The organism is Marinobacter zhejiangensis (genome assembly GCF_900114775.1).
GTDB classification, from domain to species: domain Bacteria; phylum Pseudomonadota; class Gammaproteobacteria; order Pseudomonadales; family Oleiphilaceae; genus Marinobacter; species Marinobacter zhejiangensis.
This window is the reverse complement of sequence record NZ_FOUE01000001.1, coordinates 811153-833653: the sequence shown is the minus strand read 5'-3', so window position 1 is coordinate 833653 and position 22501 is coordinate 811153. Positions and strand designations below refer to the sequence as shown.

General features: G+C 59.1%; 20 protein-coding genes and 1 tRNA gene. 10 read left to right on the top strand and 11 right to left on the bottom strand.

What is annotated here, in order from left to right:
• Window positions 1–9 precede the first annotated feature (9 nt).
• Genes pdxH through BMZ67_RS03715 form a run of 3 tightly spaced genes read left to right on the top strand, consistent with a single transcriptional unit; the run spans window position 10 to window position 1983 of the window.
• Entirely contained in the window at window positions 10–645 is a 636-nt protein-coding gene (gene pdxH / locus BMZ67_RS03725) for a pyridoxamine 5'-phosphate oxidase (RefSeq protein WP_092020543.1), read from the top strand.
• Window positions 614–1399 (top strand): 4'-phosphopantetheinyl transferase family protein, encoded by a 786-nt coding sequence (locus BMZ67_RS03720; protein WP_245749857.1) that lies wholly within the window; start codon window positions 614–616, stop codon window positions 1397–1399. Before pdxH ends, BMZ67_RS03720 begins: the two co-directional genes overlap by 32 nt.
• On the top strand, window positions 1396–1983 hold the full coding sequence (locus BMZ67_RS03715; RefSeq protein WP_092020542.1) for a DNA-3-methyladenine glycosylase I: 588 nt from the start codon (window positions 1396–1398) through the stop codon (window positions 1981–1983). The genes BMZ67_RS03720 and BMZ67_RS03715 overlap by 4 nt, the downstream gene beginning before the upstream one ends.
• Window positions 1984–1991: 8 nt before the next feature.
• Here BMZ67_RS03715 and BMZ67_RS03710 read toward each other — a convergent pair whose 3' ends face one another.
• A complete protein-coding gene (locus tag BMZ67_RS03710) occupies window positions 1992–3005 on the bottom strand; it encodes a PNPOx family protein (protein WP_092020541.1) in 1014 nt (337 codons plus the stop codon).
• Between the two features lie 111 nt (window positions 3006–3116).
• On the opposite strand from BMZ67_RS03710, the gene BMZ67_RS03705 reads away from it, so the two are divergent.
• Window positions 3117–4136, top strand: a complete 1020-nt coding sequence (locus BMZ67_RS03705) for a helix-turn-helix domain-containing protein (RefSeq protein ID WP_092020540.1) — start codon at window positions 3117–3119, stop codon at window positions 4134–4136.
• Between the two features lie 98 nt (window positions 4137–4234).
• On the top strand, window positions 4235–4432 hold the full coding sequence (locus BMZ67_RS03700) for a hypothetical protein (protein ID WP_092020539.1): 198 nt from the start codon (window positions 4235–4237) through the stop codon (window positions 4430–4432).
• Window positions 4433–4556: 124 nt separating this feature from the next.
• Here BMZ67_RS03700 and BMZ67_RS03695 read toward each other — a convergent pair whose 3' ends face one another.
• From BMZ67_RS03695 to BMZ67_RS03665, 7 genes are all read right to left on the bottom strand, one after another.
• Window positions 4557–5999: an aspartate kinase gene (locus BMZ67_RS03695; protein ID WP_092020538.1), complete on the bottom strand. Its 1443-nt coding sequence runs from the start codon at window positions 5997–5999 to the stop codon at window positions 4557–4559.
• Between the two features lie 19 nt (window positions 6000–6018).
• Window positions 6019–7287 (bottom strand): diaminobutyrate--2-oxoglutarate transaminase, encoded by a 1269-nt coding sequence (ectB, locus tag BMZ67_RS03690; protein WP_092020537.1) that lies wholly within the window; start codon window positions 7285–7287, stop codon window positions 6019–6021.
• Between the two features lie 82 nt (window positions 7288–7369).
• The gene (ectA, locus tag BMZ67_RS03685) at window positions 7370–7888 is read right to left on the bottom strand and encodes a diaminobutyrate acetyltransferase (RefSeq protein ID WP_092020536.1); all 519 of its coding nucleotides are present in this window, start codon (window positions 7886–7888) and stop codon (window positions 7370–7372) included.
• Between the two features lie 141 nt (window positions 7889–8029).
• Complete coding sequence (locus BMZ67_RS03680) at window positions 8030–8974, bottom strand: hypothetical protein (RefSeq protein WP_092020535.1); 945 nt, start codon at window positions 8972–8974, stop codon at window positions 8030–8032.
• 2 nt (window positions 8975–8976) lie between these two features.
• Window positions 8977–10386: a sodium:solute symporter family transporter gene (locus BMZ67_RS03675; RefSeq protein ID WP_092020534.1), complete on the bottom strand. Its 1410-nt coding sequence runs from the start codon at window positions 10384–10386 to the stop codon at window positions 8977–8979.
• A gap of 25 nt (window positions 10387–10411) precedes the next feature.
• Entirely contained in the window at window positions 10412–11374 is a 963-nt protein-coding gene (locus BMZ67_RS03670; RefSeq protein WP_092020533.1) for a radical SAM protein, read from the bottom strand.
• Window positions 11375–11418: 44 nt separating this feature from the next.
• Window positions 11419–13629, bottom strand: coding sequence for an FAD-dependent oxidoreductase (locus BMZ67_RS03665; RefSeq protein ID WP_092020532.1), 2211 nt, complete (start codon window positions 13627–13629; stop codon window positions 11419–11421).
• Window positions 13630–13802: 173 nt separating this feature from the next.
• Here BMZ67_RS03665 and BMZ67_RS03660 point away from each other — a divergent pair, with 173 nt between their 5' ends.
• Window positions 13803–14423 carry an RNA polymerase sigma factor gene (locus tag BMZ67_RS03660; RefSeq protein ID WP_092020531.1) on the top strand — a complete coding sequence of 207 codons (621 nt, stop codon included), beginning with the start codon at window positions 13803–13805 and terminating at the stop codon, window positions 14421–14423.
• Window positions 14417–14674 carry an anti-sigma factor family protein gene (locus BMZ67_RS03655; RefSeq protein ID WP_092020530.1) on the top strand — a complete coding sequence of 86 codons (258 nt, stop codon included), beginning with the start codon at window positions 14417–14419 and terminating at the stop codon, window positions 14672–14674. Before BMZ67_RS03660 ends, BMZ67_RS03655 begins: the two co-directional genes overlap by 7 nt.
• A gap of 11 nt (window positions 14675–14685) precedes the next feature.
• Here the strand turns inward: BMZ67_RS03655 and BMZ67_RS03650 are convergent, their stop codons facing one another.
• On the bottom strand, window positions 14686–15753 hold the full coding sequence (locus BMZ67_RS03650) for a methyltransferase domain-containing protein (protein WP_245749856.1): 1068 nt from the start codon (window positions 15751–15753) through the stop codon (window positions 14686–14688).
• A 91-nt stretch (window positions 15754–15844) separates the two neighbouring features.
• On the bottom strand, window positions 15845–16468 hold the full coding sequence (locus BMZ67_RS03645) for a YbhB/YbcL family Raf kinase inhibitor-like protein (RefSeq protein ID WP_092020529.1): 624 nt from the start codon (window positions 16466–16468) through the stop codon (window positions 15845–15847).
• 263 nt (window positions 16469–16731) lie between these two features.
• Between BMZ67_RS03645 and BMZ67_RS03640 the strand changes: the two genes are divergently transcribed.
• Entirely contained in the window at window positions 16732–18039 is a 1308-nt protein-coding gene (locus tag BMZ67_RS03640) for an NAD(P)/FAD-dependent oxidoreductase (RefSeq protein WP_092020528.1), read from the top strand.
• A gap of 59 nt (window positions 18040–18098) precedes the next feature.
• Here the strand turns inward: BMZ67_RS03640 and BMZ67_RS03635 are convergent.
• Window positions 18099–18172: transfer RNA gene (locus BMZ67_RS03635), tRNA-Gly, on the bottom strand.
• Window positions 18173–18385: 213 nt separating this feature from the next.
• On the opposite strand from BMZ67_RS03635, the gene BMZ67_RS03630 reads away from it, so the two are divergent.
• Both BMZ67_RS03630 and BMZ67_RS03625 read left to right on the top strand, forming a co-directional pair.
• Window positions 18386–20770, top strand: a complete 2385-nt coding sequence (locus BMZ67_RS03630; RefSeq protein ID WP_139214322.1) for a sensor domain-containing diguanylate cyclase — start codon at window positions 18386–18388, stop codon at window positions 20768–20770.
• Complete coding sequence (locus BMZ67_RS03625) at window positions 20771–22492, top strand: potassium/proton antiporter (RefSeq protein ID WP_092020526.1); 1722 nt, start codon at window positions 20771–20773, stop codon at window positions 22490–22492.
• The last annotated feature ends 9 nt before the right edge of the window (window positions 22493–22501 follow it).

Below are 22501 nucleotides of genomic sequence, written 5' to 3'. Positions count from 1 at the left end.
ACCGAATCTATGGATATAGGCGATATGCGCCGTGATTTCGAGAGCGAAGGCCTGGACCGAGACCATCTCGATGCCAGTCCCTTCCGCCAGTTCGAGCACTGGTTCCAGGACGCTCGCAACGCTGGCCTGCTGGAGCCCAATGCCATGTCCCTGGCCACCGCCGGCGAGGATGGCCAACCCGATCTGCGTACCGTACTGCTGAAATATTTCGACGATAAGGGCTTCGTGTTTTACACCAACTACGGCAGCCGCAAAGCCCGGGAGTTGGCAGAAAATCCCAAGGCGGCGCTGTTGTTCCCCTGGATTGCCCTGAATCGTCAGGTGATTGTCCAGGGCCCGGTGGAAAAGGTCAGCAAGGCCGAATCGCTGCGTTATTTTTCCTCCCGCCCCCGTGGCAGCCAGATCGGTGCCTGGGTATCAGAACAGAGCAAGGTAATTACCTCCCGAGGGCTGCTTGAGCAGAAAGTGGCCGAAATCAAACAACGTTTCAGCCAGGGAGAAGTTCCCTTACCAAGCTTTTGGGGAGGCTACCGGGTCGTACCGGAGCGCATCGAATTCTGGCAAGGCCGGCCAAGCCGCCTGCATGACCGGTTTGAATACCTGAGGCAAGGCGATGACTGGCTCATCCAACGACTGCAACCCTGACCCATCCATTGGCGTCTGGTTCAGTCATACCGGAGGCGCTGCCTGTGAATCGATGCCAGCCTGGCTCAGCCCCAGTGAGCGTGCCCGCGCCGAGCGTTTTCACCAAACCAGCCGGGCCGACTTTATCCACAGTCGCTGGCTGATCCGCCAGACCCTCGCCGCAGCAACCGGCCACCCGGTGGAGTATTGCCGCCCGGTCGCTGACCGCCCAGTGGCTTCCAGCTCGCCGCCAGGCTGGTCGTTGTCCCTCAGCCACAGCCATGGCCTTGTCGCCTGCGTCGCTTCCACGGCCAGCGGCGTCGGCATCGACATTGAGCCCCACAGCCGTCACCGGCAGTGGCACAAGGTAGTCAGGCGCTGGTTCAGCGACCGTGAGCAACAGTGGTTGCTGGCTAACGATCGGGTTGAGGATTTCCTGTATGCCTGGACCCTCAAGGAAGCTTGGCTCAAGGCGACCGGACGTGGCATTGCCGGCAACCTGCAGACACTGGAGGTGCTGGGAGATGGCCAGTTGCTGGGAGACCAGCCCGACCGTGACTGGCAGGCCAGCGTGGGGACATTTGATGGCTTTACCGTTGCCGCAGTCTTTCACGCCGACCACCCGGAGCCGCCCACCTCAGCCCTGCTTGAACCGGCGCAGGGCTGTGAATCGCTGGCCTCACGGTCCCTTGCCGCCAATCCGGTCCGTTGGCACGTTCACCGGGCCATTCGCCATTCAGACCACCTTATTCAGACCAGGGAAGGACGCTCATGACCGACACAGACCATAGCCGCTGCCCGTGGTGCGGTACTGACCCGCTCTACGTCGATTACCACGACACGGTGTGGGGACGGCCCACCTACGACGACCACGACCTGTTTGAAAAACTGTGCCTGGACGGCCAGCAGGCCGGCCTGAGCTGGATCACCATCCTGCGCAAACAGCACAGCTACCGCGAGGCCTATGATGGCTTCGATGCGGAGAAGATTGTCAGCTATGACGATCAGAAAAAGGCCGAGCTCCTTGCCAACCCGGGCATCATCCGCAACCACCTCAAAGTCGACTCGATCATCCGCAATGCCCGGGGGTTTCTCGAATTCCAGGAACGGGGCGAATCGTTCAACGAGTTCCTCTGGTCCTTTGTCGGTGGTCGCCGGATCCATAATCAGTGGCGCACCCCGGCCGAGGTTCCGGTGACCACACCAGAAGCCGAAGCGATGTCCAAGGCCCTGAAAAAGGCCGGTTTCAACTTTGTCGGCCCAACCATTGTGTATGCCTTCATGCAGGCCACCGGCATGGTCAACGACCATCTGGTTGACTGCCCAGCACACGAGGCCTGCCGGGCATTGGGTCGCTGACGACCGGTTTAATACAAATGCTTCATATCATGCCTGACCACCGCCTTGACCACCTGGCCCGTCGCTTTACCCAGTAGCCCGGTACCATTCATGTGCTCAGCCAGCGCCTTTGGAAAAGGGGTCAGCTTGTTTTTATCCACATGGTCACGAATGTCCCAGAGACTCCGGTGCAAAAGCACGTCCGATGTATCAATGCGCCATTCCACGTCGCTGAAGATAATACCTAACTTTGGGCGTTTTCCCTGCTCAATGCTGCCATCGAGCAACGCTGCCTCATCAGACACCCACGCCCGACCGGATATCTGGCAGATGTGCGGAGAGCCGGCAATAAAACCCAGCAGGCCGGCCCGGCCGGTGGCCAGGATGTTCCGCAGGCTCTTGGCAATCTTGTTGCCCGGGCGTTCGGGCAGAAACAGCTGCTGGCCGCCGATTGTTCGCACAAAGCCCGGCGCATCTCCCCGGGGGGAAATTTCGGTGTGCCCTTGGCCATCTTCTGTCTTGAGCAAGACATAGGGTGAGGCCGCCAGGAACCCGGACAGCGTTCTAGGTGGATCATTGCGCCAATCGGCAGACGGCTCCACGGCTTGCCACAGCTTTGCCCGGGCTATGGCGCGGGCACAGTGAAGATAGGCCTGCTGAACCCGGAAGGAGAGGCTACCAGGGTAGCCGGAATATTCCGCCATGCCGTTAACCCGCAAGGCATGGCCGACACCGGGCACGACGAACAGCAAGCTGGCTTCCGCGGCTTGGCCGGGTAGCAACAGATCCGACAGGGCTGGTCCGTCTCGATCATCCAGCGTAAAGGTGAGAGCATCCGCTTGGACCCTCAGCCGCTGGTCATCAGCAGCAAGTACATGAAAGCAGAACCTGACACCCGCCACAGCCAGGATCGCGATCTGGCTATAGCGGATAAACTCCATGCAATGGCTATCCAAAAATGAAAGAATCCGTTTATCCAGCATCTTCGGGTAATCCGGGACCCGTTTTCTCAGCTGGCTCTCTGTAGAAATAATCGATGTCATCAGCGGAACTCCTTTAGGCAACGAGTCCAGCTTAGATTTAATGGGGGCGGTCTCTCAGGTGTATGGTTTCAGGACAATGGATTCTGGTTTCATAATCTCCAGGGGCCGGAAATGAACACGGTACCAACAGGGGATACGGTCTCCGCAGTCGCCGTTCTGGACCTCATCGGTGAACTCATCGATCGCGGGCTTCTGCAGCCGGAAGATCTGTCCAGGCACTCTCTGCAACTTCACCTCAGCCACCAGCAGGGCTTTGATGCTCCCCCCGGGCCCTCGCCAATACAGGAGCAACGCATTCAGGAGCACCACTTCATCTGGCTGTGGCAAACCCTGGAACGTACGGCCTCGCCCGAACTGAAGGTACGCCACGCGCTAGCCATCGGCTCAACCATCAAACCCCAGGCCACCGGACTGTTAGCAAACTGGATCAGCCATTGCGGGTCGGTGGGCGAAGCCCTCGCGACGTTTGTCGAGAACATCCGCTTGATGAACCCATCCGAGCAGTGGCTAGTTTCAGAGACCGCCGGAGAACTCGTCATCGACATCGGTTTCAGGGTTGGCAAGGGCTATCCCGCTATCGCCATGCTCAGAAGCGCGGCAGCCCTGCTGAGCTGGGTCCGTTTCCTGTCCGATAAAGCGGTATCACCCCAACGCCTTTTGGTTCCTGGGGTCTTTCAACAACAACTGGCTGAGCTTGAGCGTCATTTTTCAGCACAGATATCGACTCAGGGCGATCGCCTGCGCCTGTACTTTGACCGGCGAATACTGGCCTTACCACTGAGTTCCTCCAACCCCTACCTGAAGGATCTGCTTCGGGAGAAAGCCGGTAACCTGACCAAGGCGCTGTCAACGAACGGCAGTGTCCGGTCCCAGGTGGAAGCCCTGCTGAACCAGAATCTGCCCGCCTACACCACTATCCAGACGTGCTGTCACGCCGTGAACATGAGCCGGACCACGCTGTTTCGGCGGCTCCGACAGGAAAACACCACCTTTACCGAGCTCCTCGAGCAAGTTCGCAGGGAACAGTACCGGGCCCTTAAAGCCAAGGGGTATAGCGTACTGGAGCTGTCCGATGCGCTGGGTTTCGGTGACAGCAGTGCGTTCTATCGGTTCGTCAGGAAGTTAGGGTAAAACGGATACCCCCCATTTGGGGGTTTTGGCCACTCAGGGCCGACACTAGCATTAGTTGTGAAACCGGACAGGTCATTTACGATTAATCAGGAGAGCGCATGCGTCTATCCAACAAGAAATCCCTCATTCTTTTTTTTCTTGCCTCACTATTTATGATCAGCGGCGCGGTCTATGCGGCTTGTGACGTGACGGCCTGGCAAAACTGCAACGCAAGCTGCCTTGGCAGCAGCGATGTCGGAGCCTGCCAGCAACGCTGCAACAGCCTGATCAGCGAATGCTCCTACATCCCCCAGTAAGCACTAGCAATGCCTATAGAGGCGACCAATGAACAAGGGCGACTGGCAGAAGGGTAAAACGGGGATTTGATAGAAGTGGGCCGGCCACACCTGTGGCTACAGGAGGGCCGGTCCAGAAGCACAGTTACGCCGCGACGATGGCGTACTCGTGGTTGTGGGGTTCAATCAACGCCGCGTGCAGGGCCGCGATGGAACGGTCGTAGACGTCTTCGTCGACCACGAACTGAATGTCCACCTGGCGCATGCACTGGTGCACGGCGAGCACATTGATTTCCTCATCGGCCAGAGCCTTGACCGAGCGGGACAGCAAGCCCGGTACTTTCATGTCGCTGCCGATGGCCGATACCAAAGCCACCTTGCGGGTGTTGATGTCGGCATTGGGGAACTCGACTTCCAAGGCATTCACCACCCGTTTGACGTGTTTCAGCGTGCTGTCCACGTAGTGAGTGATGGTGTTGGCATTGGTGTCCTTGGACACAAACCGCACCTTGAAACGGCTGAGGATATCCAGGATACGGCGATCGGATCCTGGCTCGCCCTGCATGTCCTGATCGAACACTTCGATGGCGAATACGCCTTTGTGACCAGCAATGATTTCCACCTGGGACTTCTCACTGACGTAATCACCCGTGATCAGCGTACCGGTGTGGTCCGGCTCGAAGGTATTCATCACCCTCAGTGGGATCTCGTTCTGTCTCAGTCCCTTACCGGCACGGGGATGAATCGCCTCCATGCCGAGGTTGGCCAGCTGATCAGCGACATCGTAATTGGTGCGCCCCAGGGGTACCACCTTGTCTTCGCCCACGACTTTCGGGTCGGCGGAGCTGAGGTGGTATTCCTTGTGGATAACCGCCTCACGGGCACCGGTCATCACCGCCACCCGGCTGAAGGTCATCTCGCTGTATCCCCGGTCGAAGGTCCGCATCAAACCTTCCTTGCACTGGGCGTAGCCGGTGACAATCGGCAGCTCCCGGCTCAGGTCAATGTTTTCGAAGGCCCTCGCCAGCTTTTCATCCAACGGCAACAGCTCGCTATCACGCCAGCCCGTCAGATCGACGAAACGGGCGTTGATGCCCTCCTGCTGTAGCTTCAGTGCGGTGTTAAAGGCACTGTGGGCTTCACCGATACCCGCCAGCATTTCCCTTACTGTCAGCAGGTGTTCCTCAAGCTGGAACTGGCCGTAAGAGCACAACCGCTGGAGGTCGATCAGGCATCCACGAACGCCTTCGATGCGGTCGGTGATGAACTGGTCGGCCTGATTGCGCTGCATAGGCTCGTCAAACAGTTCCGCATTGAGGTCAGTCAGATACTTCACCAACTTGCTGAGGTCATCGCCCCAGGCCCAGTCCGACTCCGCATCGGCAAACAGGGCATAAACTCCCGGTTCACCGGTTTTCTTGTGCTCCAGCAGCTCATTGGTGACGCCGCCATAGGCCGACACCACGAAAATACGCTGGTACAGCTCGTCCTTGTTACGGCCACCCAGAATGATGTTGTCCCGGACAGCCTCGTAGTTACTCATCGACGTGCCGCCGATCTTCTCCACGGTATGTTGTTGACTCATCATTACTCCCATTCCTTTGGCCTCAGGACGCCTTACTCAGACGCTCACCCAGCACCTCGGCAAAGCACTCAGCCAGGATGGCGGTTCCTTTTTTCAGGTCGGCTTCGCTGGTGGTCAACGGCATCAGGCACTTGATGACTTCGCCGTCGGGGCCACTGGTCTCAATGATGAGACCTTTCTCAAATGCCAGGGTGGTGATCCGGTCCGCCAGCTCGCCGTCCGGGCAGGCAATACCGCGCATCAGGCCCCGGCCCTTGAGGTAGAAATCACTGCCGTATTTGTCGGCAATGGCCTTCAGGCCAGCCTCAAGCACCTGGCTCTTGGCTTTGATTTCATTGGCAAACGCATCGTCGCTCCAGTAGGTCTCGACGGCCGCGCGGGCAGTGATAAAAGCCATGTTGTTACCACGGAAGGTGCCGTTGTGCTCACCGGGGTTCCAGATATCCAACTCCGGCTTGAACAACACAACCGCCATGGGCAGGCCATAGCCACTGAGGGACTTGGAGGCAGTGACGATGTCCGGTTTGATACCGGCAAACTCAAAGCTGAAGAACTCACCGGTACGACCGTTGCCCGCCTGGATGTCATCCAGGATCAGCAAGATGTCGTGCTTACGGCACAGCGTTTCCAGCCCTTGCAGCCACTCAGCACTGGCGGCATTCAGACCACCTTCACCCTGAACCGCTTCGACAATCACCGCTGCCGGCAGGTCTACGCCGGATGAGTTGTCGCTCAGCAGCTTGTCCATCATGGCCAGGGTATCAACGTTGTCACCGTAGTAGCCGTCGAAGGGCATGAACGTGACGTTATTCAGGGGCTGGCCAGCACCGCCACGATGACCTTTGTTACCGGTCGCGGCAACCGCGCCCAGGGACACACCGTGGAAACCATTCGTGAACGAAATAATGCCAGTGCGACCTTTCACCTTTCGAGCCAGCTTCATCGCGGCTTCCACACAGTTGGTGCCAGTCGGGCCGGTAAACTGCATTTTGTAGTCCAGACCGCGAGGATCGAGAATGCGCTTCTTGTAGCTCTCGATGAATTCCTGTTTGGCGGTGGTGAACAGGTCCAGCCCCTGGCTGATGCCATCGCTCTCCACATAGTCGATCAGGGCTTTCTTCAGGATATCGTTGTTGTGGCCGTAGTTCAGGGACCCGGCACCGGCCAGGAAATCCAGGTACTCCTTGCCATCTTTGCTATACAAATGGGCGTTCTTGGCGCGATTGAACACCATTGGGAACGCGCGTGAGTAAACACGTACTTCGGATTCGGTTGATTTGAAAATGTCCATGATTTTGCCTCTTAGCATGTCAGGTTCGAGGTGATGGTTTGAAGTCTCGATGGCAGCCCGACCTCATCGAGCTGCCGGCTTCTTAGGTAATGGGGGGAGGAAAGGGCCCGATTCGCAGCAGGAATTCGGAAGCGTGGAGGCCGCCGAAATGGGCCTCTTGCTCAAAGTATTCGTGGTGATTGAGTTCAGCGCCCAGGTCTCGGGCAAAGGAGCGGAACAGCGCCCAAGACGCTTCGTTGTCTGGCGTAATGGTGGTTTCCAGATGATTCACGTTCCGACAGACCTCGCGAGATACGAGGTCCTTCAGCATCCGTTTGGCCAGACCCTGGCCACGCCCTTTCTCATGGACCGCGACCTGCCAGACGAACAGGGTGTCAGGCTGCTGGGGCGGAATGTAACCGGAGATAAAACCCACCAGTTCACCATCCAGCTCGGCGGCGACGCAGGTTTCGGCGAAGTGAGTACACTGCAGCAGATTGCAGTACATGGAATTAGGGTCCAGCGGGGGGCACTGGGCCACCAGCTGGTGGAGCCGGAAGCCATCACTCTTGGACGCTTTGCGCAGGGTGATGGCGGTGGTAGTCGAACCTTCTATGGTCATTACGTTCTTGACTTCGCCTTGAAAAGTTAGTGTTGAATTATATTGAACACAAAATATATATCAAGGCTAGCCCAGCCCCAAAACAGGGCGAACGCTCAAAAACCGAACAACGTTAGGGCGTTATGGCCGGTTAAATTTTGTTTACAGGTGAATCATCTCCGCCGCCAGGGAGGTGCCATGAATCATTCTGTGGCGATAGGAAACAGCCGCATCAGATCCCGCCGGCCATAGCTGGTCAAACACCCCAAGCCACGCCTCCAGATCAAAGCTTACCGGCACCAGAGAGACCTCCACGGCACCGACGACCGCTCGCGCAAAACCAGTACAACCAGCTGTTTTAAATGACAATCTTGTGACCATTCCGGACGAATCCCCAGCCACGCTGGCCATGCCCGCCGAGCCGTTATTAGCCACCAGGCAACGACGCCCCTTGAGCTCACCAGACCACAACAGGGGCAGGCAGGTGTGGCTACAGAGAATAACATCAACGCCCGTCTGATCGAACCAGGTCGTCAGCGCCTCCTGATTACCGGCCTCAAACGCCTCCCGGGACAGCCCCCAGCCCGCCAGGGACTCCACATCACCGTGCACAATCAGAACCTTTAGTCCACCAAATATACCGGTTCGCCAGCGCTTCAGACCCGCCAGCTGCTGACCCACGTCGGGAGCCCCCTTAGCCTGCTGTTGCAGCCGGACCATCATGCGATTTGAACGCTCAACCACACCCTGCTTGACAAAATCAGGATACCCACAGCCACAGCCGGCGGCCTCACTGGGGTTTGCCAGTTCATACTCGACATTCCCCAGCATGGCATCGTGGCGCAGCACCCGCCGGTTGATGTCATGGAACAGGTCTTCGCGGGCGTTAAACCAGTTAAAGTCGCCATTAAACAACAGCCGAACCCGACGACCCTGCGCGCGCTCAGCCGCAACCATGGCCTCAATGGCATCCAGCGCGAACGGGTTCCCGTAAAGCCCTCCTGCCACGTAGAGCACGTCCTCTGACCAGTCCTCCGGCTCCTCCCCCAACTGTTCCGGCCGGTACCGGTAAGCCAGCGGGCAGCTTCGTCCCGGCTGTTCAGCCATGGTCAGTTCACCGACTGCGAAGGCTGAGGCTCCCGACCGAGCAATCTGCGGGTCAGGAGCGGCAGGAAGAAACCGGCACTGCACAGCAGGAACCCGTAGGCGTTCACCCCCAACAGCAGGGCATACTTGCCGTCACCGATGGCCCAGGACGCCGGAACCAGCCCCGCCGCCAGCATCACCCCGAGGCCAATACCGGTCCAGAAACTCAGGTGGAAGCTCCAGGGCGACCAGCGGGTAAAGCCATAGAACAGGAACACCGGCGCCAACCCCATCACCATGGTGCCGGAGATCGTGGTGGCCTTGAGGATATCGGTGCCGGCAAACATGGGTATGTTGCCAAGTAGGGCGAACACCACCATCACCGCCGATCCGACCTTGAGGCTCGGCAAACGCTCAGCCGCGTTGCGGGCCAACCGTGGCAGGTCCACCGCCAGCGACTTCGCCAGCGACGTAAACGTTGAGTCCAGGGTTGAACCCGCCGAGGTCATCATCACCACGCTCATAAAGAACAGCGCCGTCAGCCCCAGGGACTGGCCAACGGCCGCGGGGGCATTGCCCATGGACTCAATGCCGTTGAGCTGGGCATGGACACCCACCAGGCTGAACACGAACACCGCAACAAACCCCAACAAGCCCGCCACCACGAAGCTCTTGAGCATGGTTTTTTCATTGTTGACGAAGCCCCGATCGGTCAGCACGGGGTCATGGAAGGGGTAGCTGAAGATCTGCAGCCCCGCCACCAGCAGCAGGTCCATGCCTGCGCCCAGGCGGAACTCGCCGGTGCTGACCAGGGTGCCCACATCGTTGGTGGGCAGGATCAGGAACAGCACGGCGCCAACAAAGAACACGAACACCACGGCCTGGATCACGTCCGTAAAGATCGAGCTGCGAAGCCCGCCCTTGAGACTGTAGGCCAGGGTGAAGAAGGTGAACAGCATGGCCGCACCATAGTAGGACCACTGCCCGGGCTGGCCGAAGTAGCCGCCTACCACAGCGGTATTGCTCCAGACTTCGTTATACAGTCGAATCAGGATGGCCGCCGCGAAACTCAACGCCGCCAGGCGGCCAAACCGGGACGTGAGGAAATCCTGCAGGCTGTTCGCTCCGGTCTGGGTGCGGATCAGGTAGATCACGTAACCCGCCACCGGAATCGACAGCCAGTAGGTGGCGTAGGCAAGACCACCAACCACACCGTAGGCCGCCCCCAGGTTAGCCGCGTTGGTAACGGACTTGGCAAAGATCCAGCTAATGAAGATGCTCGCTGTCAGTGACCACTGACTGACCGGATTGCCTTTGTCATCAGCGCCCCGATAGAACGAGGCCGCATTGGTACTGCGGGGTGAGAGCCAGTACATGAGGGCCCCGTATACCAACAGGAACCCCCAGAACAGGCTGGCTTCAGTGATCGACATGGTGCCTTACCTCCGGTATCGGGTTTCAGGTTGGCTCAGCGCAGCTCGCGCCAAAGCGGTAGCAGGCGAAACAGCGATGGTGACGAAGCATGATGCGAGGGTCCAGGCTCTCTTTCAGGGTCTCACCAAGATCGTAGTCCGGGTCGTCATCCACCAGGGTGCAGGCGTAGACCCGAACCTGGTCCCCCTTCTTCACCAGCATACGGCTGTAGCTGCACATAAAGTGGGCGCGACTTTCCTTGGTCGGGTACTTTTCCATGCAGGTTTCAGTGATTTCCGGGCTGCCGTCTTCCGAGCCGGGCGTTCCCAGGTCCGGAAACGAGGTAAATGGCAGGTCGTCAGGTACGTTGTGAATCCGGAAGATGTCACGGAAGCTCGCCTCAACGGCCCCGGCGTCTTCACCCTCATCGGTTTGACGGGCCACCGAGACCACAAAACCCTGTTCCCGGAGCCAGCGGATGCCCTCCAGGGCCTTGGCAAAACTGCCGTCTCCACGGCCGGCGTCATGGCGGGCTTCGTCTGGATAATCCAGGCTGACCCGGAAGTGGATGGGGTAGGCGTTATCCTTGAGCGGCAACAACTGTTCACACCGTTTCAGCAACGGTTCCGTGGCGTTAGTCAGTACGAAACAGGGCCTGCGCTGGCTGGCATAGTCGAGAATATGGACGAAGTCCCGGATCACAAAAGGCTCGCCGCCGGTAAACGAGAACTGGCCAATGCCCAACTCCACCGCTTCGTCGATAAACGGCGTCACATCGGCCAGTTTCATGGCCGCCAGCCGGTTGTCGCCAGGATGGGAGCCTTCCAGGCAGAAAGGACAGGCCAGGTTGCAGGCAGTACCGGTGTGGATCCACAACTCCTTCAGCTGGTCCGAATCGATATAGCCCCGGGGTTCACCGGCCCGGGTGTGGGTCCAACTGTCGACCACCCGTGGGGAGATAATCTCCACCGCCGGGATGCGTCGGGCACTGCTATCACTGAAAGGCATACAAACTCCCGATTGTCTTGCTGTTACGACGCTCTATCGCACGACTAATCCGCGCTTGGCTCACGCTGTACCGTCGCAGTCTTTGATTCCCGGTTTTCCCCCGACCCGCCGCGACGCCAGCGATGGAGCTTTTCGAGGAGGTTAAGAACCGCGCTGGGGGCATGAGCCCGCTTCCATTCACCGGCGGCATACTTGGCGGCTTCGTTCCAGGTCGGATAGGGGTGAATGGTCCCCAGGATCTTGTTCAGGCCAAGGCCGTGCTTCATCGCCAGGGTAAACTCCGCCAGGATCTCTCCGCCTCGCGAGCCCACCACAACGGCACCAAGGATCCGGTCCTTACCCGGAGGGGTCAGCACCTTGATGAAGCCGTGGTTCTCGCTTTCGGCGATGGCCCGGTCCAGGTCATCAAGGCCATACCGGGTTACTTCGTAGGGCACCCCCTGCGCCCGCGCTTCGGTCTCACTCAGCCCCACCCGAGCCACTTCCGGCGCGGTAAACGTCACCCAGGGCATCACCCGGTAATCCACCCGGAACCGTTTGAACTGACCGAACAGACCATTAACCGCGGCGTACCAGGCCTGATGCGACGCTGCATGGGTAAACTGATAGGGGCCGGCGACGTCGCCGCAGGCAAACACGTTGGGATAGCCAACACTCAGGTCCTCAGCCACAGTCACAGTGCCGTTGGCCGCAGGCTCAATACCCAGCGCCGCCAGATTCAGACTCGCCGTGTTGCCCTGGCGGCCCACCGCCACCAGTACCCGATCAAAGGGCAGGCGGACCCGCTCGCCGTGATGATCGCAGTACAGCACCCGCTCTCCACCTTCCTCGACAAACTCCACCGGAGTATGTTCCAGCCGCAGGTCTACGCCTTCGCTGAGGAACTGTTGCTGAATCAGCTCGGCCACATCCTCGTCTTCCTTCGGCAACAGACGTGGTCCTCGCTGGATCTGGGTCACCGCGATGCCAAGCCGGTTAAACGCCTGGGAAAGTTCGCAACCAATCGGACCGCCACCAATGATCAGCAGACGCCCGGGTTGCTCCTCCAGCTGCCATAAGGTGTCGGAGGTCAACGGATCCATTGCGTCAATGCCCGGTATTGTTGGCATCATGGGGCGCCCACCGGTGGCAATAATGATGCTGCGGGCCGTAAGCCGTTGCCGGCTACCATCACCGCCCAGAACCTCCACCTCCCAGGGTGAGACAAACCGGGCTTCCCCCTGCAAACAGTCCACCCCCAGCGTTCGGTAACGCTCTGGCGAATCGTGAGGCTCTACCTCGGCAATGATGCGCTTCACCCGCGCCATGATGTTGGTGAATGACCCCTTGACCGGCACCGACTCCAGACCATAGCGGTCGGCATGGCGCAAGGTATCGGCGGCCCGGGCACTCTTGATCAACGCCTTGGACGGTACACAGCCGGTATTCAGGCAGTCCCCACCCATTTTGTCCCGCTCAATCAGCACCACCTTGGCCTTCACCGCCGCTGCGATATAGGCCGACACCAGCCCGGCTGAACCACCACCGATAACCACCAGGTTGTAATCGAAGCGATCCGGCTTGCTGAAACCACGATAGACCCGGCGCCGGCGAATGACGTCAATCACGAACTTGGCCACCAGCGGGAACAGCCCAAGCAGGGCGAACGCGCCCAACACATCGGCGGAGACGATATCCCCCAGAGCCTCGATTTGCGCCAGCTGGGTGCCGGCGTTCACGTACACGAAGGTGCCGGGCAACATGGTCAGCCAGCTCACCGCGACGTACGTTCGCAGTTTCATGCCGGTCAGCCCCATGGCAAGGTTGATCAGGAAGAACGGAAACACCGGCACCAGACGCAAAGTCGCCAGATAGAACCCGCCATCTTTTTCGATGCCCTGGTCCATCCGCCGGATGGTGTCGGCGTAGCGTTCCCTCAAGGTGTCACGAAACAGGAAGCGGGCAGCCAGGAACGCCAGCGATGCGCCTACGGTGGACGCCAATGACACCGCCGCCAGACCATAAAGGTTGCCGAAGAAAGCGCCCCCGGCCAGCGTCAGGATCGCAGCCCCAGGCAATGACAAGGCAGTCACTGCGATGTAGATCAGTACAAAGCTGCTTAACGCCAGAACCCGGTGGGCCAGAATCCATTGCTGCAGGCCCTGCTGGTGTTGCTGCAGGTTTTCCAGTGACAGGACGTTATGGCCGTCAAACGCGATAAACAGCCCCACCAGAGAGGCGATAACTGCTATCAGGATCAGTTTCTTTCTATTCATGGTGCCGTCCGAACTCTTGTCACTGGGGAAACTTGCAGCATAGACACTGTTGAACCTTGAATGTTACAACCCGGTTTTCAAAAATTTATAACGTTTCCCTTAACAATCCGGAACTTTTGCAGCCAAATGCCCACTGATACGCAAGATTCAAGGCATTTTCAGGAGCAGGATGAATGAGCAGCAGCGACCCTATGGGTGGTGACGCGGCACTGGTCCATCGCATGCAGTCCGGTGATGCGGACGCCTATCGGGACGCTGTCCGCCGCTACACCCCGGGCATGCTGGCCGTGGCCCGCTACTACACCGACGCTAGCAACGCGGAAGACATCGTGCAGGATTGCTGGGCCACAGTGGTAACCGCCATCCACGGCTTTGAAGGCCGGGCCAACCTGAAAACCTGGCTACACCGCATCGTCGCCAACCGTGCCAAGAATGTCCTTCGCGCCCGCCACAGGGAACAAACCACCGACTTCAGCGACATGCTTGATCCGGATCTGGCCAATCGTTTCAAGCCCAACGGGCGCTGGGCTATACCTCCCAAATTGACAACAAACGAATCTGCAGAAAAGCTACTTGAGAACGGTGCCCTGAGCGATTGCCTCGACAAACACCTGTCTCGTCTGCCGGAAACCCAGCGGTCGGCCCTGGTGCTGTATGAGGCCCACCAACGTCAATCCGAAGACGTGTGTAACATTCTGGATGTCAGTGCATCCAACCTACGGGTTATGTTGCACCGGGCCCGACAGAAAATTTTCCTTATGGTGGAACACTTTCAGGAGTCTGGCGAATGTTGATGTGTCGTGAGCTGGCCACTATCGCCAGCGACTATCTGGATGGCAGGCTGGGCCCCGGCAAACGGATATCGGTGAAGGTCCACCTGATGATGTGCCGGCACTGCCGTGCGTTTGTCAGCAACTTACGCCACACGGTCGTGCTGATGAAGGCGCACTCCAGCCAGACCCCGGCCCCGGATTACCTGCTACGCCTCGATGACGAAATCGCACGGGTACTGGCCGATCAGGAGCAAAGCCCCTCTGATCGGTAACCCGTCCTTATTTAGCAGCAACCGCCACCGCCATCAGTCTGACCACCCTCACTTCCGGAGCCAGCACCATCGAACGGCATCGCTGATCCACAGCCTTCGAACAGGCCGTAGTGGATCTGGCCATCACCGATGAATTCGAAGTGATCACGGAAACGGGTGTCGTGGAGCATCCGCCAGGTGTTGCCACAGACCGGGAAGACCTTGCCGGTGGGGATGTGGTGATGCTTGTCCAGGTCAAAGCCGTGGGCATGATGGGGTACGGTTCCGCGGTAGATCACCGCCTGGCCATAATCCTCGCAGGCTGGCTCCAGCCCCTCCAGTTTGAACAGCCGGTAGGTGGCCGAGAAAAACCGGATAGGCCCAACCTTGGCGGCCTGGGCTGCATTGTTGATGGTGATCGGGCTGTCTTCCACCAGGCGGGGGTCGGTAAAACCGGCCGACCTTGCCAGGTTCTCGAAATCATTCCAGTACAAGGCGCCGCTCAGGCACTCACCATACAGGACCGGATCATTGGCAAGGGCTTCCGGTATACGGCGATCGGCATAGACATCGGAAAAGTACAGTTCACCGCCGGGCTTGAGCAGGCGGAAGGCCTCCCGCAGTACCGCCGGTTTGTCCGGGCTGAGGTTGATCACACAGTTGGACACGATGATGTCGAAGCTGCCCGGCTCCAGGTCCAGTTCGTCGAGTTTCTCGATGTAGCCTTTGAGGAAGCGAACGTTGGGCGCCGAGTAGCCAAACACCTCAGCGTGATAGTCAACATGGCGACGAGCAACGTCCAACTGCTCGTCGGTCATGTCCACACCGACCACCTCACCGGATTCACCCACCAGGGCGGACAGGGCGTACACATCACGACCCGAGCCGCTGCCCAGGTCGAGGATACGCATTCCTTCTAGCTGTTGGGGCGAAACCAAACCACAGCCGTAATAGCGGGTGAGCACTTCATCGTGGATCTGGCCAACCACCCGCTTGAGGTAATCGGGCATGCTGGCGTCGGTGCAGCAGGCGTTGGTCTGCAAATCGTCGGATTTTTGCAGCACCTTGCCGTAGTAGTCTTGTACCTGGTCGTGTATCACGTCTTTCCTCACAGTCTGGATACGCCGCCACCGAGACAACGGTGGCGGTTAAGGTCTATCGCAATAAGGATGGGGTCATCGTGGCAGGTGGTTAACGCAGATCCGGGTTGAGGGTGTAGGTGCCTGTCACCCGGGCGCTGGCGAGGACATGACCTTTCATGGCCTCACGCACGGCGACACCATCAAACTCTCCATCAAGCCCGAGGGACTCCACATCAAGGGCGTAAACCTCGAAATGGTAATGATGCAGCAGCTCATCGTTCCACGGCGGGCAGGGGCCGTCATAACCGCCATAGGTACCAGCCATGTCCGGGTTGCCAGCCAGGAACTGGGTATAGTTATTCACACCGCGCCGGCCAATCGAACCGGCATCGACCGCTTTACCCTTGGGCATAACACCGTCAGAATCTTCGCCTTCCGGAATGCGGCGCATGTCCGCCGGAATGTCCACCAGCAACCAGTGGAAAAAGTCCACCCGTGGCAGATCACGGGATACCGTCTTGCCTTCCTGGTTGACGTTGTCAGCCACGCTCGGCACATCCGGGTCAAACATCACAATCGCAAAACTGCGGGTACCTTCCGGCACCTCATCCCAGGCAATTTCCGGGCTGCGGTTGGGACCAAAACTCATGCGGTCTTCGGCATTAAACACACCGAACGCAAAACGGTCCGGTATGGGTTGGCCCTCGATAATCCCTGAAACTTGGATTTTCACGGTATTCTCCTTCAATGACCTGCGCAGCAGGTTGTAACAACGGGGACCGACTATTGTCCAGCAACACGCTGAACAACTCCCAGATTAGCAGATCCCGGGGCGGTTCAGCACCGGGCAAAAGCGGGTCAGAGGTCCCTAAGTTCAATTGTCTCTCACGCCCATCCCCGTTAGCATACGTGCCCAATACGGAAAGTAAGTGAAGAAAGCGAAGGGCTTTGCCACCACCAGTGCCCTTCGCTGTCTTTACTTTTAAGGGAAATACCATGGATAACCTGCACCACATTGTCGTCGTTGGTGGCGGCGCCGGAGGCCTCGAACTCGTTACACGCCTGGGAAACAAACTCGGCAAGAAGAAAAAAGCGCGGATCACCCTGATTGATGCGGTGCTGACGCACGTCTGGAAACCGCTGTTGCACGAAGTGGCGGCGGGTTCGCTGGATGCCAGCACCAACGAGATCAACTTCCGCGCCCACGCCCGCAAGCACCATTACGAGTTCCAGCTGGGCCGCATGAGCGGACTGGACCGGGCCTCCAAGCGCATCACCCTGGAGCCGTTCTACGACAATGACGGACTGGAAGTCGTTCCCGAACGGGAAGTGTCCTATGACACCCTGGTGATTGCCGTGGGCAGTACCGCCAACGATTTCGGCACGCCCGGCGCCCAGGACCACTGCCTGTTCCTGGACAGTCTGGCCCAGGCCCGCAAGTTCCATAACCTGATGCTCAATGCGTTCCTGCGCACCAACCACGAGGCCAGTCACGGCCAGCCGGCGCAGTTGCCAATCACCATCATCGGGGCTGGCGCAACCGGGGTTGAACTGGCCGCAGAGCTACGACTGGCCTCCCGTGAGTTACCGGTCTATGGCATGAACGCTCTGAAGTCTAACGACGTCAGCATTTCAGTGATTGAAGCCGCCGACCGCATTCTGCCGGCACTGCCGGGACGTCTGTCTGCAGCCGCCACCCGCGAACTGGAGCGACAGAAAGTCCGGGTACTGACCGGGCAACCGGTCAGCGAAGTGAAAGCTGATCGCATCGTGATGAAGGACGGCACGGAACTGGAATCCGCCATGACCATCTGGGCGGCAGGTATCAAGGCACCGGCTTTCCTGACCCAGCTCGACGGCCTGGAAACCAACCGGGGCAACCAGCTGGTGGTCACCCAGACCCTACGCACCTCAGACAACAACATCTTCGCCTTTGGCGACTGCGCCGCCTGCCCGCAGCCAGACTCCGACCGCCCGGTTCCACCGCGGGCCCAGGCCGCTCACCAGCAGGCTGACACCCTGTATGAAACATTGCTGAACCGTCTCAACGGCGGTGAGGAAGTGGCGTTTGTCTATAAGGACCATGGCTCGCTGATCAACTTCAGCCGCTATACCACGGTTGGCAACCTGATGGGTAACCTGTCCGGTCGCAGCATGTATATCGAGGGCAAGGTCGCCAGGCTGTTCTACGTATCCCTGTACCGAATGCACCAGGTGGCTCTGCACGGCTTCCTGCGAACTGGCATGATCTGGCTCATGGACAAGATCAGCCGGGCCATGCATCCCCGTCTGAAACTGCACTGATAGAAACACAGGGATCAGGAGGCCCCCACGGATTGGGGGTCGAACAACCGCTGGGAAAGTGGAGCGGGTGAAGGGAATCGAACCCTCGTATGCAGCTTGGGAAGCTGCCGTTCTACCATTGAACTACACCCGCCAGTTGTGTCTCGGCCAGACTATAAGAGCCTTGGGGAAAACTGGCAAGCCTGTCGTCCATCCATTTGCCGCCTCAGGTTAGGGGGCTTCCGTCCAGTTGTGCAATACTTTCAACAGGTCAGAGTTCTGAGGCACCCCATTGCACAGTCACCGTTTGTTCAGCCGGGATACCTTTTTCTACGGGTGGCCCGCTGTCATAGTCTTCACCTTGGGCATGATGCTTACGCTGTTTCTGGCGCATCGCCTGGAACAGTCTGAAGCAAAATTGGCACAGGCCCGGTTTGCCCAGGTCGCGCACCATCATATGCAGCTGGTGGAGGAGATGCTCTATGGCCAGCTCCGCGAGCTGGGTGCACTGGCACGCTATATCGAACTGGAAGCTCATCTCGACCGCAGCCGCTTTCAACAGATGGCAGCGACCACCAACCGTTTTGACGTCGCCGCAGGCTGGGTACAAAATGTTCCCCGCTCCCAGCTCGACAACTACCTGGCCGCCATGCATGCGACCTACGGGCCGAGTTTCCGGCTGCACCACCCTCCCGATTCGGTCAACATCCCCCTGGCAACAGAAGTGCGGCTGTACCCAGTCACCTATCTGACCGCCAATTTGCCCAACGGATTCGAACTGGGCGCCGACGTACGCCTGCTGCCGGAGCGCAGACAGGCCTTTAACCGCGCCCTGGCGACGCGCCAGACCGCACTGCTGCCACTGACGTCCGACCTGGGCACCGTGGAAGGCGCTGGTTTGCTTCTGATTGAGCCGGTCTTTCGGGCGGGCACGGGCGAGGGCGTCACCGAACGCCATTTCGGCAACCTGCGGGGTTTTGTTTACCTGCATGTTGATCTCGGCGGGCTGATCAAGGCCGCCATGACGTCGCCGCTGGCGATCGATGATCTGCCCACCCGGGAAATCCCGGACATTCAGCTGCAGCTGCTCGATATTGGTATCGAACAGACCCCGCTTGAGCTCTACCGCAACGACTCAGCCGTCCCACCATCCCCTGGCCCCATTCGCTACAGCCGGGAGATTCCAGTGGCAGACCACCTGTTCCGGTTAACCGCGTTTCCGGAAAACCCGCAAAGCTGGATGACGGGGTCCAACCGCCAGGTGGCCCTGGTGAGTGGCACCCTGATGTCGGTGTTCGCAGCACTCAGCGTTTTCATGGTATTGCAGCAACGCCAGCGCGCAGAGCGCAGGGTGGAGCACCGTACCCGGGAGCTCCAGGTTGCCAATGCTTACCGGTCCGGCTTACTGGCATCCGCCGTGGATGTCGCAGTGATTGCTACGGATGCCGAAGGGCTCATCACGCTCTTCAGTACCGGCGCCGAGAACATGCTTGGTTACCGGGCCGAGCAGTTGGTCGGTCAGGCCCGCCCCCAGATCCTGCACCAGGCCGAAGACTTCAGTCTGTGGCAGCAAAAGCTGAGCGACCAGCTGGGGCACCCTGTACCGGCAAATGAGGTTTACGCCGCAGCTATTGAGGCCCGGCATCACAAGTCCCAGCATTGGGTTTACCAGCACCGGAACGGGGAACCCAGGCAGGTACAATTAACCCTGTCCACCATTCGTAGCGAAACGGACGACGTTCTGGGGTACCTGAGCATCGGGATAGACCTGACCGACTATGTCCGGGCCATTGAGGCACTCGAGCACAGTGATCAACTGCTGAAGGACCTGTCAGCAGAAGTCCCTGGCATGCTCTATCAGTTCCTGATGCGTCCCAACGGCAGTAGCTGCTACACCTTCGTCAGTGATGGTGTGGAAAAGGTGTTCGAGGTGACGCCGGTGGAGGCACGTAACAGCGTCAAAGCCCTCTACGACCGGGTCCACCCCGATGACAAGAGCTCGCTGTTCAAGGACCTGGATGTTGCCCGAGTAGAGCTCACCCCTTGGGTCAGCGAGTTCCGGGTTCAGCTACCATCCAAGGGGATCCGCTGGTTACGGGGAGAAGCCCACCACCGCACCCTGGCGGACGGCACCCTGGTCTCCAACGGCTATATCAGCGACATTACCAACATCAAACAACTGGAGTTACGGTTGCGCGAACAGGCCACCATCGATCCGCTGACCAAAACCTTCAACCGCCGCCACCTCAATGCCCAATGGCCTCAAGCCGTTGCCCGCTACCGTCGTACCGGGCTGCCGGTGTCATTGATTATGCTCGACATAGATCACTTCAAAGCAATCAATGACACTTATGGCCATAGTACCGGGGATGATGTGCTGGTTCGCTTGAGCTGGTTGCTCAACCAAGCCATTCGCAGCACCGACCTGCTGTACCGGTTTGGGGGAGAAGAATTCCTGATTGTGTGTGAAGATACCGACCTGGACGGCGCCAAGACACTGGCCCGGGCCCTGCAGGAGCAACTCCGTACCAGTCAGATGCCCCACCAGGAACACGTCACCGCCAGCTTTGGGGTGACCGAGGTGGTTCCGGGCGAGACCATGGAAACAGCACTCAAGCGCCTGGATGATTTACTGTATCGGGCCAAACGCAACGGTCGGGACCAGATTGCCAGCTCTCATCCACCGGACGGCACAGCGACCTGGCCCAGGCTACCCACCTCAACTTCAACCCGTCCAACCAACGGAGACTGAATGGACTTTACTCTCATTCTGATTGGCGCGCTGATGCTGGTGATCAGCATTGTTCTCAGCCCCCTGTCCAGCCGCCTGGGAATGCCGGTACTCCTGATATTTCTCGCTGTTGGCATGCTCATGGGCCAGGACGGCGCCGGTGGTATCCGCTTCGACAACTTTGAGCTGGCGTTTCTCGTTGGCAACCTGGCACTCGCGGTCATTCTGCTTGATGGCGGCATGCGTACCCGCGCCGATACGTTCCGGGTCGGTCTGAAGCCGGCCTTGATGCTGGCAACCATCGGGGTATTTGTGACCGCCACTGGTGCCGCCCTCATTGCTCACTGGGTCTTTGACCTTCACTGGATGACCGCGTTCCTGCTCGGCGCGATCATCTCCTCAACCGATGCTGCCGCGGTGTTTTCTCTGTTACAGGGCCGTGGGCTGCACCTCAACGAGCGGGTCAGTGCAACCCTGGAAATCGAATCCGGCAGTAACGACCCCATGGCCATTTTCCTGACCATGATGCTGGTTACCATGGTCGAAACCCGGGAAGCCAGTGCTGGCTGGCAGGTCATCTCCATCCTGGTGCAGCAGTTTGGCATTGGTGCGCTTCTTGGGGTGGCCGGCGGTTACCTGGTGGTCGCGCTGGTCAACCGGATTCCGCTGACTCCGTCGCTTTACCCGCTGCTGGTGGTTGCCTCTGGACTGGCTGTCTTTGCCGCCACCAACGCCCTGCAGGGCAGCGGCTTTCTGGCGATTTACCTGGCCGGCGTGATCATCGGTAATCGCCATGTGCGGATGCTGCCAATGATCCTTCAGGTTCATGATGGACTGGCGTGGCTGGCGCAGCTCTGCCTGTTCCTGATCCTCGGCCTGCTGGTTAACCCTTCGGAGCTGTTACCGCTGACCGGCGGCGCCCTGCTGCTGGCCTCCGCGCTGATCTTTGTAATACGCCCGCTGGCGGTGATCAGCACCCTCTGGCCATTTGGCTTTACCCGTCAGGAGCTTGGGTTTATCAGTTGGGTGGGCCTGCGGGGCGCCGTACCGATTGTGCTGGCGCTGTTTCCAGTCATGGCCAACCTGCCGGAAGCCCGGCTGCTGTTCCACATTGCCTTCTTTATTGTGCTGGTTTCGCTGCTGGTCCAAGGTGCGACGATGGCACCCCTGGCCCGGAAGCTGAAACTGGAGGTTCCCGCCAGCGAAGATCCTTACCGAAGGATGCCGTTGGATGTAGCGGCTGCCGGTGACCATGAACTGATGTTGTTTCCCCTCAGGGGCGACTCCTGGCAGGACAGCCGCCCCCTCAAGCAACTGCAGCTGCCCGCCAATACCGCCGTCGCCGGTGTCTTCCGGCACCAGGTGTGCCTGCAACCAGGCCCGGAGTTAATGGTCAGCCGTGGCGATGTCGTCGCCATCTTCGCGGTGCCTGACCAGTTGACGGCCCTCGGCAAGTCCCTCAGCGGCCGACAACCACCCCAACACCTGGCAGAACGGGCCTTTTTTGGGGACTTTGTGCTCAATGGCGATGCTCTATTGGGAGATGTGGAGCAGGTCTATGGTATTGAGTTTGATGAATTGCCGCCCGAATTGTCGCTGGCAGACTGCTTCGCCAAGCGCACCCGCGGCCACCCGGTGGTGGGTGACAAGGTCTTGCTGGGGCCGGTCACCCTGGTGGCACGGGCAACCGATGCCGACCGCGTCACACAGGTCGGTCTGAAAATGACCGGGCAAGAAACGTAACAAATTCAC

Coding starts and splice junctions, on each gene's coding strand:
- pdxH (WP_092020543.1), top strand. CDS start 10: ATGGATATAGGCGATATGCGCCGTGATTTCGAGAGCGAAGGCCTGGAC.
- BMZ67_RS03720 (WP_245749857.1), top strand. CDS start 614: ATGACTGGCTCATCCAACGACTGCAACCCTGACCCATCCATTGGCGTC.
- BMZ67_RS03715 (WP_092020542.1), top strand. CDS start 1,396: ATGACCGACACAGACCATAGCCGCTGCCCGTGGTGCGGTACTGACCCG.
- BMZ67_RS03710 (WP_092020541.1), bottom strand. CDS start 3,005: ATGACATCGATTATTTCTACAGAGAGCCAGCTGAGAAAACGGGTCCCG.
- BMZ67_RS03705 (WP_092020540.1), top strand. CDS start 3,117: ATGAACACGGTACCAACAGGGGATACGGTCTCCGCAGTCGCCGTTCTG.
- BMZ67_RS03700 (WP_092020539.1), top strand. CDS start 4,235: ATGCGTCTATCCAACAAGAAATCCCTCATTCTTTTTTTTCTTGCCTCA.
- BMZ67_RS03695 (WP_092020538.1), bottom strand. CDS start 5,999: ATGATGAGTCAACAACATACCGTGGAGAAGATCGGCGGCACGTCGATG.
- ectB (WP_092020537.1), bottom strand. CDS start 7,287: ATGGACATTTTCAAATCAACCGAATCCGAAGTACGTGTTTACTCACGC.
- ectA (WP_092020536.1), bottom strand. CDS start 7,888: ATGACCATAGAAGGTTCGACTACCACCGCCATCACCCTGCGCAAAGCG.
- BMZ67_RS03680 (WP_092020535.1), bottom strand. CDS start 8,974: ATGGCTGAACAGCCGGGACGAAGCTGCCCGCTGGCTTACCGGTACCGG.
- BMZ67_RS03675 (WP_092020534.1), bottom strand. CDS start 10,386: ATGTCGATCACTGAAGCCAGCCTGTTCTGGGGGTTCCTGTTGGTATAC.
- BMZ67_RS03670 (WP_092020533.1), bottom strand. CDS start 11,374: ATGCCTTTCAGTGATAGCAGTGCCCGACGCATCCCGGCGGTGGAGATT.
- BMZ67_RS03665 (WP_092020532.1), bottom strand. CDS start 13,629: ATGAATAGAAAGAAACTGATCCTGATAGCAGTTATCGCCTCTCTGGTG.
- BMZ67_RS03660 (WP_092020531.1), top strand. CDS start 13,803: ATGAGCAGCAGCGACCCTATGGGTGGTGACGCGGCACTGGTCCATCGC.
- BMZ67_RS03655 (WP_092020530.1), top strand. CDS start 14,417: ATGTTGATGTGTCGTGAGCTGGCCACTATCGCCAGCGACTATCTGGAT.
- BMZ67_RS03640 (WP_092020528.1), top strand. CDS start 16,732: ATGGATAACCTGCACCACATTGTCGTCGTTGGTGGCGGCGCCGGAGGC.
- BMZ67_RS03630 (WP_139214322.1), top strand. CDS start 18,386: ATGATGCTTACGCTGTTTCTGGCGCATCGCCTGGAACAGTCTGAAGCA.
- BMZ67_RS03625 (WP_092020526.1), top strand. CDS start 20,771: ATGGACTTTACTCTCATTCTGATTGGCGCGCTGATGCTGGTGATCAGC.